This is a genomic window from Phenylobacterium sp. T106 (genome assembly GCF_057219735.1).
Genome location: NZ_JBXVWA010000001.1, coordinates 722149 through 736418 on the forward strand (window position 1 = coordinate 722149; position 14270 = coordinate 736418).

The window sequence follows — 14270 nt, forward strand, 5'->3', positions numbered from 1 at the left end:
TTAAGCGGCGGGCGCGATGTGCTACATATGTTCCGATGCCCGACACCGACTCGATGGACCTGTTCGGCGGTCCGCCCGCCCCGCGTATCTCCGACCTCGCCCGCGCCGACGCCCGGCCGGCGGACTATCTTGCCGGCCTGAACCCCGAGCAGCGCGCCGCCGTCGAGGCGGTGGAGGGGCCGGTGCTGGTGCTGGCTGGCGCGGGCACGGGCAAGACGCGCGTGCTCACGACCCGCCTGGCGCACATCCTGGCCACCGGCCGCGCCCGGCCCTGGGAACTCCTCGCCGTCACCTTCACCAACAAGGCCGCGCGCGAGATGCGCGAGCGGATCACCGCCATCATCGGCCCCTCGGCCGAGGGGCTGCGCTGGCTGGGCACCTTCCACTCGATCGCCGCGCAGATCCTGCGCCGCCACGCCGAGCTTGTGGGCCTGAAGTCGAACTACACGATCCTCGACACCGACGATCAGGAGCGGCTGATCCGGCAGATCCTCGAGGCCGAGAACATCGACCCCAAGCGCTGGCCCGCCAAGCTGCTCGGGGGTCTGATCGACCAGTGGAAGAACCGCGGCTGGCGGCCCGATCAGCTGCCCGCCGCCGAGAGCCAGCAGTTCGCCAACGGCCGCGGCCAGGCCCTCTACCGGCTGTATCAGGAGCGCCTGCGCATCCTCAACGCGTGCGACTTCGGCGACCTCCTGCTGCACAACCTCACGATCTTCACCAGCCAGCCGGACGTCCTGGCCGAGTACCACAACCGCTTCCGCTACATGCTCGTGGACGAGTACCAGGACACCAACGTGGCCCAGTACCTGTGGCTGCGCCTCCTGGCCCAGAAGAGCCAGAACCTCTGCTGCGTGGGCGACGACGACCAGTCGATCTACGGCTGGCGCGGCGCCGAGGTGGACAACATCCTGCGGTTCGAGCGGGACTTCCCGGGCGCCAAGGTGGTCCGCCTGGAGCGCAACTACCGCTCGACGAGCCACATCCTGGCCGCCGCCTCGGGCCTAATCGCCACCAACAAGGGCCGGCTCGGCAAGACCCTGTGGACCGAGGCCGAGGGCGGCGAGAAGGTCATCGTGCGCGGGGTCTGGGACGGCGAAGGCGAGAGCCGCCTGATCGCCGACGAGATCGAGACGGCCAAGCGGCGCGGTCGCCGCTTCTCCGACATCGCCATCCTGGTGCGCGCCGCCTTCCAGATGCGCGCCTTCGAAGAGCGGTTCGTGCTGCTGCAGATTCCCTATGTGGTGATCGGCGGGCCGCGCTTCTTCGAACGCGCCGAGATCCGCGACGCCATCGCCTACCTGCGCCTGATCCAGTCCGAGGACGACGACCTGGCCTTCGAGCGGATCGTCAACCAGCCCAAGCGCGGCATCGGCGACACCACCGTGCAGAAGTTGCTGCAGGTCGCCCGGCTGGGCGGGGTCACGGCCATGACCGCGGCGCGCCAGCTGGTGCTGACCGACGAACTGCCGGCGCGGACCCGGACCGCGCTCGGCGGCTTCCTGCGCGATATCGACCGCTGGCGCGGACAGAGCGAGCACGTGGCCCACGCCCGGCTCATGGAGACCGTGCTGGAGGAAAGCGGCTACACGGACATGCTCAAGCTCGACAAGTCGCCCCAGGCGCAGGGGCGGCTCGAGAACCTGAAGGAGCTCGTGCAGTCGATGGGCGGCTACGAGACCCTGCAGGCCTACCTTGAGCACGTCTCGCTGGTGATGGAGCTGGAGCGCGGGCCGCAGGCGGACTCCGTCCAGGTGATGACCCTGCACCAGGCCAAGGGGCTGGAGTGGCCGCTGGTGTTCCTGCCGGGCTGGGAGGAAGGCGTCTTCCCCTCGCAGCGTTCGATGGACGAGAAGGGCGAGAAGGGCCTCGAGGAGGAGCGCCGGCTGGCGTACGTGGGCATCACCCGCGCCCGCGAGGAGGCGCGGATCAGCTTCGCCGCCAACCGCCAGGTCTACGGCCGCTGGACCAGCCAGCTCCCCAGCCGCTTCGTCGACGAGCTGCCCCCCGGCCACGTCGAGGCCAGCTCCGAGACCGGCTACTACGGCGGCGGCCCGGGCATGCAGCAGCACGGCAGCCGCTGGGACGCCGACCCCAACTTCGGCGGCGGCTACGAGAGCCCCGGCTGGCGCCGCGCCCAGGCCAACCAGTACCGCGGCAGCCATCCCGGCCGGCAGGCGGTGATCGAGGGCGACGGCCGCCTGGTGGCCACCTCGGACAGCTCGGCCGGCAGCGACTTCAAGCGCGGCGACCGCGTCTTCCACCTGAAGTTCGGCTACGGCCTCGTCCGCGGGGTCGAGGGCAACAAGCTCACCGTCGACTTCGACAAGGCCGGCGAGAAGAAGGTCATCGACAGCTTCGTGGAGAAGCAGTGATGGCGGCGATGTACATGATGGCGAGCCCACGGCACGGCACCCTCTACGTCGGGGTCACAAGCAGCCTCCTTAGGCGAGTGTCTCAACACCGCGAGGACATCTTCGACGGCTTCACGAAGCGGTACGGCGTGAAGCGCCTCGCTTGGATCGAATGGCACGACGAAATCGAGGCGGCGATCCATCGTGAGAAGCGCCTGAAGAAGTACAAGCGCGAGTGGAAGATCAACCTGATCGAGCGCGACAATCCAGAATGGGCAGACCTCTTCCCCCAGTTCTTCAGGGCCGAGGGTCCGCTCTCCCATCTGCAGGCGCGGCCACCTTCGATGTAGTCCGTCATGGCCCGGCTTGTCCGGGCCATCCATGAACATCGTTATGGATGGGCGACCCGAGACGTTCGGCGGCCCGGGTCCTCATCACGACCGCCAGCGATCATGGATCGCCCGGATGAACCGGGCGATGACATTTCACCGCCATGGCCTGGCTCGTCCGGGCCACTGCGAGCCGGCCGCTTGGGCGCCGCGCCCAGTGGATCCCCCGGGCGAGCCGGGGGATGACGGGAAGCCGGGCAAGTTTTTTTGGTGGCCTAAGCCCGCGCCTTGGCGTCTCCTCCGGTCGAGCTTGAGGGGAGTCTCGCGCGGATGCCGATCGCGGCGGCCAGGGTGTATTCCGACGGTCATCGGCTGCGCCACCTTCGGCTGCACGAGCCCGAGGATCGGCCGATCCAGCCGCACCAGTTCGCCTGGATCGGGCTTGTCGACCCCACCGAAGACGAGCTCCGCGTCCTGCAGGACCGGTTCAACCTGCATCCGCTGATCATCGAGGACGTGCTCTGCGAGCATCCGCTGCCCAAGGTCAGCGTCTATGGCGAGCAGGTCTTCGTCGCCGCGCGGACCGGGCGGCTGGAGGGCGAGGAGATCATCTACGGCGAGACCTGCGCCTTCCTCTGCCGCAACATCGTGATCACCATCCGCAAGGGCTCGGACCGGGGCTTCACCGAGGTGCGGCGGCACCTGGAGGGCGCGCCCACCCTGCTGCGCAACGGCATCGCCTACGTCCTCTACTCGATCCTCGACTTCATCGTGGACAGCTACCAGCCGATCGTCGACGCGATCGAGGAAGAGGTGCTGGAGATGGAGCGGCGCGCGCTGGACGCGTTCCTGAGCCGAGAGGACGTGACGCACATCTTCAACCTGCGCCAGTCGCTGGTCCGGTTCCGCCGCGTGCTGGGCCCGATGGAGGAGGTGTGCGCCCGGCTCGAGCATCTGCACATGCCGTTCATGGACCCGGCGATCCGGCCCTACTTCCGCGACGTGGGCGACCACGTCCGGCGGGTCTCCAGCGCCATCGAGCAGCTCCGCGACGTGCTGTCGTCGGTGTTCGAAGTCGCCAACCTCTTCGAGAGCCAGCGGCAGAGCGCCATCACCCGCCAGCTCGCCGCCTGGGCCGGGATACTGGCGGTGCCCACGGCCGTGGCGGGCATCTACGGCATGAACTTCGAATACCTGCCCGAGCTGCAGTGGAAGTACGGCTATTTCGCCGTCCTCGGCTTCGTGGTGACGGTCATGCTGGCGCTCTACTTCGTCTTCCGCCGCGCGAAGTGGCTCTGACCGGCTGAGCCGCAACCAATCGCCGCGATGCGCGCTTTGCCGCCGATGCGGATGTTGCGAAACGATGACCTTCGGCGACTGGCTCTGGGCCTCCCCATCGCCTGCGCCACCGGGCTCCTCCTCGGCGGCGCCCTGCAGCCCACGCTCGACGAGCGCGAGGCGGCCGGACCCCAGATCCTGATGGGCGAAAGCGGTCCGCGCCGGATGCTCGCCGCCGACGACGCCGGCGTCGCGCGCTACGCCGGAAGCCTGCCCGACTATGTGGTCGGAACCGATGCGACGCGGCCGGCGTACGAGCCTGCCGTCCACGCCGAGGACGCCGCGCTCGACCACGACGCGGAGACCCGCGGCGACGTGATGGCCTACGAGGATCCCTCGCCGGTCACGATGGCGTCCTACGTCGAGCCCCCGCGGGAGGAGCCGATCTATCCTTCGATGCGCGGGAACACGCACTACGAGGGCGACCTGCCCGCGCCGCCGCCTCCTCCGGCCGATCTGGACAGCGAAGCCGTCATCTCCGGCTGATCCCTCTCGCCTTCGCGCGCGCCAGCCGCTAGAGCCTCGCGCCCATGACCGACGAGGCCGTTCAGATCATCGCCCGCGGCCCCCGCGCCGACGCCGAAGCCGCCGCGGCGGCGCTCGAGGCCGACCCCGCCACCGAGGCCCTCACCTTCTCGATCCTGGAAGAGGACGAGGACCGCGACGTCTGGCGCATCGACGCCTTCCCCAACGAGGCCGGCGAGCAGGCGGCGATCTCCCGCGTGCTGGGCGGCTGGCCGACCCTGCGCGTGGTCACCGAGAAGCTGGCCGACGCCGACTGGCTGGCGATGGCGCTCTCGGGGCTGCCGCCGGTGCGCGCGGGCCGCTTCTTCGTCTACGGCGCGCACGACCGGGGACTGGCCCCCGCGAGCACCGTCAATCTGCGCATCGAGGCGGGGGCGGCGTTCGGCACCGGCCACCACGGCACCACGGTGGGCTGCCTGCAGGCCTACCACGACCTCCTGAAGGCCCGCCGGTTCGAGCGCGTGCTCGACGTCGGTTGCGGCACCGGGGTGCTCGCCATCGCCGCCGCGCGGACGGGCTCGCGCATCGCGGTCGGCACCGACATCGACGGCCCTTCGGTGCGCATCGCCAACGAGAACGCCGCGCTCAACCGCGCGCCGGCCCGCTTCGTCCACGCCTCCGGGCTGAACCATGCGCGGGTCCGGGACGACGGGCCCTACGACCTGGTGTTCGCCAACATCCTCGCCCCGCCGCTGGTGGCGCTGTCGCAGGACATCCGGCTGGCCCTGAAGCCCGGCGGGGTCGCCATCCTGTCGGGCCTGCTGCGCACCCAGGAGCGGCGCGTTCTCGCCGCCTACCAGTCGAAGGGGTTCCGGCTGGTCCGGCGGCTGCATCGCGACGCCTGGGCGACCCTGGTGCTGAGGCGCGGCTGAGGCCTCAGCCCACCGCCTTCTTCGCCCCCAGCTCGGCCAGCCAGTGGCGGGTGCGGTCCTTGACGAGGTCGGCGAGCCCGAGCGGCGTCAGTTCTTCGCCGTCGATGCGCTCCAGCACCTCGTAGGTGAAGGCCCCTTCGCCGTGCGCCGTCCACGCCGCCTGCATCGCGCGGTTCATGTGCGCGCCCTGCTTCAGCGAGAACCAGATCGAGTTCTGCGCGGGGCCGATGTTGCGTGCGCCCGCCACCCAGGTCTCCCCGGTGGCGGCGCACCGGATCGCGTAGACGCCGGCGACGGAGCCTCGCTCCTTGAAGTCCCGGATGGCCTCCCGGCGCGCCGACTTGTCCATCACGCCGGCCTCCGGCGCAGCGCCAGGACGCCGAAGAAGGCGAGCAGGCCGATCGGGCCGAACATGAAGGTCAGCGCCAGGCACGGCAGCACCATCCAGTGCGGAATGTTCCGACGCCCCGCGATCTCGACCTGCCACGCGCCCACGAACAGGTCGAACGCCAGGAAGTGGGTCCAGCCGATCGTCGCGCCGAACGGATTGCCCAGCAGGGCGACCACGCCGGCGAGCGTGGTGTAGTCCGGCATGCCCGCCGGCCGGCCGCTGTCGGCGCCGACTCCCAGCATGCCGCCGACCAGCGCCGCCAGGTAGACGGCCGCCAGCGCCGCGACGACCACGCGGGCGGCCAGCACCGCCAGGTCCCGCCGCGGCGGCGCGAGGGCCAGCGCTGCCCAACCGGGAAGGGCGGCGAAGTTGACGATGCTGAATATCTGCTCGGGTGACATGGGCCCCTCCCCGCCCTCCCATGCGCCCGGACGGCCGCCGAGTCAATTATACCCGGATAAATTGGCGCGCCGAGAGGCCTTTGCTCCGCCCCGGGGAACCGCTTACATCCCCGCCATGCGACAGACCTTCGACGAAAGCACCGATCCCTCGTTCGGCCCCCGCCACGTGCCGCTGATCCGCCAGGCCATGGCCCAGCAGGGCCTCGACGGCTTCCTGGTCCCGCACGAGGACGAGCATCAGAACGAGTACCTGCCGGCCGCCAACGACCGCCTCGCCTGGGCCACCGGCTTCACCGGCTCGGCCGGCGCGGCGGTGATCCTGAAGGACAAGGCCGCGGTGTTCGTGGACGGCCGCTACACGCTGCAGGTCCGCGACCAGGTCGACACCGGTCTCTTCGAGATCCGCGACCTCGTGGAAGGCGGCGTGCCGGCCTACCTCGAAAGCGCCGCGGCGCGGGGCCAGCGCATCGGCTACGACCCGCGCCTGCACAGCCCCGACGCGCTTTCGCGGCTGCGCGACGCCGCCGCCAAGGCGGGCGCAGAGCTGGTGGCGGTTAACGACAATCCCCTGGACCGCGCCTGGGGCCAGTCGCGCCCGCCGCAGCCGCAGGCGCCAGTCGTGCCCCATGCGCTGGAGTTCGCCGGCGAGGAGTCGTCGGCCAAGCGTGCGCGGGTCGGCCAGCTGGTCGGCGGCAAGGGCGGCGACGCCGCGGTGCTCACCGCGCCGGCCTCCATCGCGTGGCTGTTCAACGTGCGCGGCGGCGATGTCATCCGCTCGCCCCTCCCGATCGGGCAGGCCATCCTCGCCAAGGACGGGACGGCGCGCCTCTTCCTCGATCCCGCCAAGGTCACCCCCGACCTGCCGGCCTGGCTCGGCAACCAGGTGCGGCTCGAGACGCCCGACGACCTCCCCGCCGCCCTGGCGGAGCTGAAGGGCAAGAGCGTGGTCGTCGATCCGGCGCAGTCGTCGGCCTGGTACTTCGACACCCTGGCCGAGGCCGGTGCGAGCGTGATCCGCGCCGAGGATCCCTGCGCCCTGCCCCGCGCCTGCAAGAACGCCGTCGAGATCGAAGGCGCCCGCCGCGCCCACGTCCGAGACGGCGCCGCCCTGACGCGCTTCCTCCACTGGGTCGCGACGGACGGCCAGCAGAGCCCACCCGACGAGGTCGAGGCGGTCACCCGGCTGGAAGGCTTCCGCGAGGCCACGGGCGCGCTGAAGGACCTGTCCTTCGACACCATCGCCGGGGCGGCCTCCAACGGCGCCATCGTCCACTACCGGCCGACGCAGCGGCTCAACAAGCGGACCGAGCAAGGCTCCCTGCTCCTGATCGACTCCGGCGCCCAGTACCTGGACGGCACCACCGACGTGACGCGCACGGTCGCCATCGGCGAGCCGAGCGCCGAGATGCGCGAACGCTTCACCCTGGTGCTGAAGGGCCATCTCGCCCTGGCCGCGATCCGCTTCCCCGCGGGCACGACAGGGTCGGCCATCGACGTGCTCGCCCGCCAGGCGCTGTGGATGCACGGCCTCGACTATGACCACGGCACCGGGCACGGCGTCGGCAGCTACCTGGGCGTCCACGAGGGCCCGCAGCGGATCTCGAAGGCGCCCAACAGCGTCGCGCTGCGGCCCGGGATGATCCTCTCCAATGAGCCCGGCTACTACAAGGAAGGCGGCTACGGCATCCGCATCGAGAACCTGCAGGTGGTGACCGAGGCCGAGGCGATCCCCGGCGGCGAGCGCCCAATGCACGGGTTCGAGACCCTGACGCTGGCGCCCATCGACCGGCGCCTGATCGTGGCCGACATGCTGACCCCCGCCGAGCGCGCCCAGCTCGACGCCTATCACGCCCGCGTGCGCGACCAGATCGGGCCGCTGCTCGAACCCGAGGTGCGGGCCTGGCTTGAAGCCGTGACGGAGCCTCTCTGATGACCGAGCCCAACGCCGCGCAGGCCGAGTACTGGAACCTGAGCGCCGGCCCCACCTGGGCCGCCATGCAGGCGCCGCTCGATCGCCAGCTCGCCCCGCTCGGGCGGGCGGCGATGGCCGCGCTGGACCCGAAGCCGGGCGAGGCGATCCTCGACGTCGGCTGCGGCGCAGGCGAGACCACGCTGGAGCTCGCAGGCCGCGTCGCCCCCGGCGGATCGGTCACCGGGCTCGACATCTCGGGCACGCTGCTCGATGTGGCGCGCCAGCGGGCGGAGGGCGTCGGCGGGGTGCGCTTCGTCGAGGCCGACGCCCAGACCTACGGCTTCGAGGCGGGCGCCTTCGACGGTCTCTTCTCCCGCTTCGGGGTCATGTTCTTCGCCGATCCCGTCGCGGCCTTCGCCAACCTGCGCCGCGCGCTGAAGCCCGGCGGCCGGCTCGCGTTCATCTGCTGGCGCGACCCGTCGGAGAACCCGATCATGACCCTGCCGATGCAGGCGGCCCTGGCGCACGTGCCGCCGCCCGCGCCGCCGACGCCGGGCGCGCCGGGCCCCTTCGCGTTCGCCGACGGCGACCGGGTTCGCGGCATCCTCGCGGACGCCGGCTTCCGCGATGTCGCGCTCACGCCGCACGCCGAGAAGGTGGGCGCGGGCGACCTGGAGACCTCGGTCGGGCTCGCGCTCAAGGTCGGACCGCTGGGCGGCCTCTTGCGCGAGAACCCGGACAAGGCCGGGGTCGTGATCGACGCCGTGCGCGCCGCGCTGGCCCCCCACGTGGGCCCGGAGGGGCTGCGCCTCGACTCCGCCACCTGGATCGTCACGGCCCGCGCCCCCTGACGCGGCGTCCGCCGCCGGTCACATGCCGCGGCGGACGGGGACCAGGTCGGGGAACTGCGGCTCGCGGCCCTCTTGCCTGGCCTTGAAGGCCTCGGCCATGTGCGGTCCGGCGAACATGCCGGCCTGCCAGACGCCCAGATAGTCGAGCGAGGCGGCCGTCCCGTGCTCGCGGGCGTAGTTGATCATCACCTTGGAGCCCGCGACGGCCAGCGGAGCCTTGCCGGCGATCTCGGCCGCCGTCGCCAGCGCATGCGCCACCACCGCCTCGTGGTCTGGCAGGACGGCGTTGACCAATCCGATCGCCTGCGCCTGCGCGGCCGGCAGGCGGCGGCCCGTGTAGGCGAGCTCGCGAACCCAGCCCTGGGGGATCAGGCGGCACAGCCGCGGGAAGGTGCCCGCGTCGGCGGTCATGCCGATGTTGATCTCCTGCACGCAGAAGAAGGCGTCGGCGCTCGCGTAGCGGATGTCGCACGCGCTGGTCAGGTCCACGCCGCCGCCCACGCAGCCGCCCTGGATCGCCGCGATCACCGGCACGCGCGCCTCGTCGAGGCACGAGAAGGTGTCCTGGAGCGAGCGCAGGTGGTGGCGCGAGGCCTCGGCCGCCGACCACCGGTCGCCCCCGTGCCCGCCTCCCTCGCCCACGCCCGAGAAGTTCTGCAGGTCCATCCCCGCCGAGAAGTGCTTGCCGGTCGAGGAGATGACGATCGCCCGGGCGCGGGCGTTGTCGTCGATGTCGCGCACGATGGCCGGCAGTTCGCTCCAGAACGCGCGGTTCATCGCGTTGAACGCCTCGGGCCGGTTCAGGCGGATGTGCGCGACCTTGCCGACGAGGGTGACGTCGAAGCAGGTCCAGGCGGTCTCGAATGCGTTGCTCATGGGTCCTCCGGCGCGAGACCCGAACGGACCACGGCTCACCGCACGGAAGGGAAGCCCCGCCTCAGCGCCGCACCCGCATCCAGAAGGACGCGCCGTAGAGGTCCAGGGTCTCCAGGGCGCCGCGGCACACCGCCGCCCGCGCCTGGGCCCGCAAGGCCGGGTCCTGGGAGACGAACCAGGCCGGGAAGAGGATCTCGAACCGTTCGGCCCCGAACAGCAGCGCCGTGGCCAGCAGGTACTGCTCGTTCCACATGCGGTGCACGTGGCCCGAGATGTAGTCGTCGGGCAGGTAGACGTCGTGGATGTGCACGATCACGCCCGGCTTCAGCCGCGGCAGGATCTCCAGGAAGAAGACGGTGACGTCCGAGCCCTGGAAGGCGCGGTGCGAACTGTCGAGGAAGAAGATGTCCCCCGGCCCGAGGGCGTCGAACATCTCGGGCGCGCAGGCCTCCAGCGGCTTGCGGATGACATGGTTGCAGAGCTGGTCGATATCGGCGCGCGGCTGCGGATCGACCGAGGTGATGCGCGTGCGCAGTCCGTAGGTCCGAATGGCGTTGCGGGCGTACTTGGTCGACATGCCCGACCCGATCTCGACCATGCGCGCCGGGTTGAGCGAGCGCAGCATCGCGGTCAGCGCCATGCCGTCCAGGGTCGGGTACCAGGCGTTGAGCCAGTAGGGCGTCAGCTCCTCGCCCGTGCCGCCGAACGGGATCTCCGCCAGGTCGGGCTGGATCCGGGCCATCTGTTCCAGGAGCGCCGCGTAGCGGTCCCGTCCCGCGCCGATGATCTCGGCCAGTCGCGCGTGCGGCGGGTGGCCGGCGCCGTACCGGATGCGCGCGGTGTAGGGGTAGTCGAACTGCTCGAAGGTGTGCACGGCCCGATCGGTCGCGAAGACCAGCGTCTCGAGCGGCATCAGCGGCGCGAGCCTGGGGTCGCGCAAGGCTCCCGTCCGGGCGTAGGCGGCCTGGGCGCCCGGCAGGTCGCCCATCTCGCGCAGTCCCGCGGCCAGGTCGTTCCAGAAGACCTCGGTGTCCGGCGACAGCTCGACCGCCCGGCGCAGATCCGCCACCCCCTCGGCCACGCGTCCCATCTTGCACCGGCTGACCCCCAGCAGGCGGAACGCCGTGGCATTGGCCGGCTCGCGCGCCAGGAGGTCGAGGAAGATCAGCTCGGCCTGGTTCAGGAACCCGCAGCGCAGGCGCTCGAAGCCGATGGCCAGTTGCTGATCGCTGGAGACCGCCCCGCTCACGGCGCCCCACCGTCCACCAGGGCGATCCACTCGTCCTCGGTCATGACCTGGATCCCGAGCTCGGTCGCGGTCTTCAGCTTCGACCCCGCGCCGGGCCCGGCCACCACCAGGTCCGTCTTCTTCGACACCGAACCCGAGACCTTGGCGCCCAGCCGCTCGGCCTGCGCCTTCGCCTCGTCGCGGGTCATCCGCTCCAGGCTGCCGGTGAAGACGACCGTCTTGCCCGCCACCGCCGTGTCGGTCTTAGGCTTCTCGGCGTCGAGCACCTGGAGCTGGCTCTTGAGGTCCTGGACCATGGCCCGATTGTGGTCCTCGGCGAAGAAGGCGGCGGCGGCCTCGATCACCGCGTCGCCGATCTGGTCCATGGCGTCGAGTTCCTCGACGGCCTCGGGATCGCGCGCGGCGACCCTGTCCATGGCCTCCAGGAAGGCGTCCACGCCGCCGTAGCCGCGCGCCATGACCACAGCGGTGGTCTCCCCGATGTGGCGGACGCCCAGGCCGTAGATGAAGCGGTCCAGCGGGATCGACCTGCGCTCCTCGATGTTGCGCAGCAGGTTGCCGACGCTGGTCTCGCCGAACCGATCGATGGCGAGGATCTCGTCCCGCCGCGTGTGCAGCCGGAAAATGTCGGCCGGGGAGTTCAACCAGCCCTTCTCCGAGAAGAGCACGAGCTGCTTCTCCCCCAGGCCCTCGATGTCGAAGGCGCGGCGGCTGACGAAGTGGCGCAGGTGCGCGAGCTTCTGGAAGGGACAGGCGAACTCGCCCGAGCAGCGGCGGACCACGGTCTCGGCCCCCGAGGCCGTAGTCTCCCGCACGACCTCGGTGTGCAGCGGGCATGGGCAGACGTGCGGAAAGGCGAAGGGCTCCGCGCCGGGCGGCCGCTCCTCCGGGATCACCCGCACGATCTGGGGGATCACGTCGCCGGCGCGCTGCAGCACCACCGTGTCGCCCACCCGCACGTCGAGCCGGGCGATCTCGTCGGCGTTGTGCAGCGTCGCGTTGGTCACCACCACGCCGCCCACCGTGACGGGCGTGAGCCGCGCCACGGGCGTCAGGGCGCCGGTGCGGCCCACCTGGATGTCGATGGCCTCCAGAACCGTCCGGGCCTGCTCCGCGGGGAACTTGCGCGCCACACCCCACCGCGGCGCGCGGCTCACGAAGCCCAGGCGGCCCTGCCAGTCGAGGCGGTCGACCTTGTAGACCACGCCGTCGATGTCGAAGCCCAGGTGCGGCCGCTCGGCCTCCATCCTGCGGTACGCTTCGAGCAGTCCCTCCGGCCCCTTCACGCACTGCGACTGCGGCGTCACGGGGAAGCCCCAGGTCTTCAGCTTGCGCAACGCCTCCCACTGCGTCTCCGCGAAGGGGGCGCTCACATGGCCCCAGGCGTAGGCGAAGAACCGCAGCGGCCGCTGGGCCGTGATCTTCGGATCGATCTGCCGCAGCGACCCGGCGGCGGCGTTGCGGGGGTTGGCATAGGTCTTCTGGCCGGCCGCCTCGGCGGCCGCGTTCAAGGCGGCGAACTCGGCGTGCCCCAGGTAGACCTCGCCGCGGATCTCGACGACGTCGGGCCACCCCGAACCCGCCAACCGGTGCGGAATGTCCCTGACCGTCCGAATGTTGGCGGTGACGTCCTCGCCCACCCGGCCGTCGCCGCGCGTCGCCGCCTGGACCAGCAGGCCCTTCTCGTAGCGGATCGAGCACGACAGGCCGTCGATCTTCGGCTCGGCGGTGTAGGCGACCTCCTCGTCCAGCCGCAGGAACCGCTTCACGCGCGCGTCGAACTCCAGCGCGTCCTCGTCCGAGAAGGCGTTGTCCAGCGACAGCATGGGCACGCCGTGCTCGACCGGCGCGAACTGCTCTGACCGCGCCGCGCCCACCCGCAGCGACGGCGAGTTGTCGCGCACCAGGTGCGGGAAGCGGGCCTCGATCTCGGTGTTGCGACGCTTCAGCGCGTCGTAGTCGGCGTCGCTGATCGCCGGCTCGTCGTGCTGGAAATAGGCGATGTCGTGATGCGCGATCTCGTCCGCGAGGCGCGTCAGCTCCTCGACGGCTTCAGCTTCGGTGAGGGCGGCGACGTCCTTGGCCATGGCGAACGTCTAACCCGCTCCGCCGCCCGGGCGGAACCCTCCTCCGGCGGCGCGGGCCGGGTGACGGCGCGGTCAGGCCGCCGACAGCGTCCGTCCGGCGTCCACCCGTGCGCGGAAGCCCTGTATCTCGGCCTGCAGGCGCAGGTCGGCGCTGTAGTGGGCCATGTGGCCGGCGCCCGGCAGGCTGACGTAGGTCGCGTCGGGGGCCTGCAGGGCGGCCCACTGCGACTGGTGCGGGTCGATGAGCCGGTCGCCGGCGCCGGCCATCACCAGCGTCGGCGTCGCGAGCCCGGGCAGCAGGTGCTGCAGGACCTTGGCCTCCCGGACCATCCGACCGGAGTCCGCGGCGCTGGCGCGCAGCTGCGAAGGCCGCAGCGTGAGCGGGATCGGAAACTCCCAACGGAAGCGCCCGGCCACGGGCGCGGGGGCGAACAGGTGCTTCAGGATCGCCGGCGTGAGCAGCCTCGCCGTCGGCGGCGCGAGGGTGAAGCGCTGGACGTCCCCCACGACAGGCAGGCCCGGTCCGGCCAGCGCGACCGAGTCGAGCCGCGGCGTGGGCCGGTAGTAGCCGGAGACGAGCGCCAGCCCGGTCACGCGGTCGGGCGCGAACAGCGCCATATGCGCGGCCACGAACGTCCCCCAGGAGTGGCCCACGACGAACGCCCGTTCCACGCCAAGGGCCGTCATGGCGTCCAGCAGCAGCCGCGCCTGGTCGCGCGCGGTGAAGGATCGGCCTCGGGGGCGCTCGGAGTAGCCGTAGCCCGGGCGATCGAAGGCGATGACGCGCCCGTTGCGGGCCTGGGACTCGAGGAGGCCGCTCAGCGCGAAGTCCTCGGCCATGACGCCGACGCCGTGCACGAGAACGACCGCCGGCCCCTCGCCGGCCTCGAGGTAATGGAGCCGCACGCCGCCGACCGTGACGAAGCGGCCCCGGGGCGGATGCCGCGCTTCGGCCTTTCGGGCCATCAGATGGTTGGTGAGGGCGAGCGCGGCGAGGCCGCCGGCGATCGCGACGGCATAGCCGGCCCGGCGGCCGACGTTGCGGGAGGCAGGCATGGGTGTTTCCTGAGGCGGGCCCCACCAAC

The 14270-nt window shown here is 71.4% G+C and carries 13 protein-coding genes; 7 read left to right on the top strand and 6 right to left on the bottom strand.

Going from position 1 to position 14270, the window contains the following annotated elements; all coding sequences use genetic code 11:
- Nucleotides 1-35: 35 nt before the first annotated feature.
- From AC2D8W_RS03575 to AC2D8W_RS03595, 5 genes are all read left to right on the top strand, one after another.
- Nucleotides 36-2375: an ATP-dependent helicase gene (locus AC2D8W_RS03575; protein WP_484670361.1), complete on the top strand. Its 2340-nt coding sequence runs from the start codon at nt 36-38 to the stop codon at nt 2373-2375.
- A 17-nt stretch (nt 2376-2392) separates the two neighbouring features.
- Nucleotides 2393-2704: a GIY-YIG nuclease family protein gene (locus tag AC2D8W_RS03580; protein WP_484670545.1), complete on the top strand. Its 312-nt coding sequence runs from the start codon at nt 2393-2395 to the stop codon at nt 2702-2704.
- 309 nt (nt 2705-3013) lie between these two features.
- Nucleotides 3014-3982: a magnesium/cobalt transporter CorA gene (gene corA, locus AC2D8W_RS03585; protein ID WP_293484889.1), complete on the top strand. Its 969-nt coding sequence runs from the start codon at nt 3014-3016 to the stop codon at nt 3980-3982.
- A gap of 51 nt (nt 3983-4033) precedes the next feature.
- On the top strand, nt 4034-4507 hold the full coding sequence (locus tag AC2D8W_RS03590; protein WP_484670362.1) for a hypothetical protein: 474 nt from the start codon (nt 4034-4036) through the stop codon (nt 4505-4507).
- A gap of 44 nt (nt 4508-4551) precedes the next feature.
- On the top strand, nt 4552-5418 hold the full coding sequence (locus AC2D8W_RS03595; RefSeq protein ID WP_484670363.1) for a 50S ribosomal protein L11 methyltransferase: 867 nt from the start codon (nt 4552-4554) through the stop codon (nt 5416-5418).
- Between the two features lie 4 nt (nt 5419-5422).
- Here AC2D8W_RS03595 and AC2D8W_RS03600 read toward each other — a convergent pair whose 3' ends face one another.
- Nucleotides 5423-5767 carry a GIY-YIG nuclease family protein gene (locus tag AC2D8W_RS03600; RefSeq protein ID WP_484670364.1) on the bottom strand — a complete coding sequence of 115 codons (345 nt, stop codon included), beginning with the start codon at nt 5765-5767 and terminating at the stop codon, nt 5423-5425.
- Nucleotides 5767-6210 carry an ABA4-like family protein gene (locus tag AC2D8W_RS03605; protein ID WP_484670365.1) on the bottom strand — a complete coding sequence of 148 codons (444 nt, stop codon included), beginning with the start codon at nt 6208-6210 and terminating at the stop codon, nt 5767-5769. The genes AC2D8W_RS03600 and AC2D8W_RS03605 overlap by 1 nt, the downstream gene beginning before the upstream one ends.
- Nucleotides 6211-6325: 115 nt before the next feature.
- Between AC2D8W_RS03605 and AC2D8W_RS03610 the strand changes: the two genes are divergently transcribed.
- Both AC2D8W_RS03610 and AC2D8W_RS03615 read left to right on the top strand, forming a co-directional pair.
- On the top strand, nt 6326-8140 hold the full coding sequence (locus AC2D8W_RS03610; RefSeq protein ID WP_484670366.1) for an aminopeptidase P family protein: 1815 nt from the start codon (nt 6326-6328) through the stop codon (nt 8138-8140).
- Complete coding sequence (locus tag AC2D8W_RS03615) at nt 8140-8973, top strand: class I SAM-dependent methyltransferase (protein ID WP_484670367.1); 834 nt, start codon at nt 8140-8142, stop codon at nt 8971-8973. The genes AC2D8W_RS03610 and AC2D8W_RS03615 overlap by 1 nt, the downstream gene beginning before the upstream one ends.
- An 18-nt stretch (nt 8974-8991) precedes the next feature.
- On the opposite strand, the gene AC2D8W_RS03620 is transcribed toward AC2D8W_RS03615, so the two are convergent.
- The 4 genes from AC2D8W_RS03620 to AC2D8W_RS03635 form a co-directional block, all read right to left on the bottom strand.
- The gene (locus AC2D8W_RS03620) at nt 8992-9849 is read right to left on the bottom strand and encodes a crotonase/enoyl-CoA hydratase family protein (protein ID WP_484670368.1); all 858 of its coding nucleotides are present in this window, start codon (nt 9847-9849) and stop codon (nt 8992-8994) included.
- Nucleotides 9850-9910: 61 nt separating this feature from the next.
- Nucleotides 9911-11098 (bottom strand): class I SAM-dependent methyltransferase, encoded by a 1188-nt coding sequence (locus AC2D8W_RS03625; RefSeq protein ID WP_484670369.1) that lies wholly within the window; start codon nt 11096-11098, stop codon nt 9911-9913.
- The gene (ligA, locus tag AC2D8W_RS03630) at nt 11095-13185 is read right to left on the bottom strand and encodes an NAD-dependent DNA ligase LigA (protein WP_484670370.1); all 2091 of its coding nucleotides are present in this window, start codon (nt 13183-13185) and stop codon (nt 11095-11097) included. The genes AC2D8W_RS03625 and ligA overlap by 4 nt, the downstream gene beginning before the upstream one ends.
- Nucleotides 13186-13257: 72 nt before the next feature.
- The gene (locus tag AC2D8W_RS03635; protein WP_484670371.1) at nt 13258-14241 is read right to left on the bottom strand and encodes an alpha/beta fold hydrolase; all 984 of its coding nucleotides are present in this window, start codon (nt 14239-14241) and stop codon (nt 13258-13260) included.
- Nucleotides 14242-14270 lie beyond the last annotated feature (29 nt).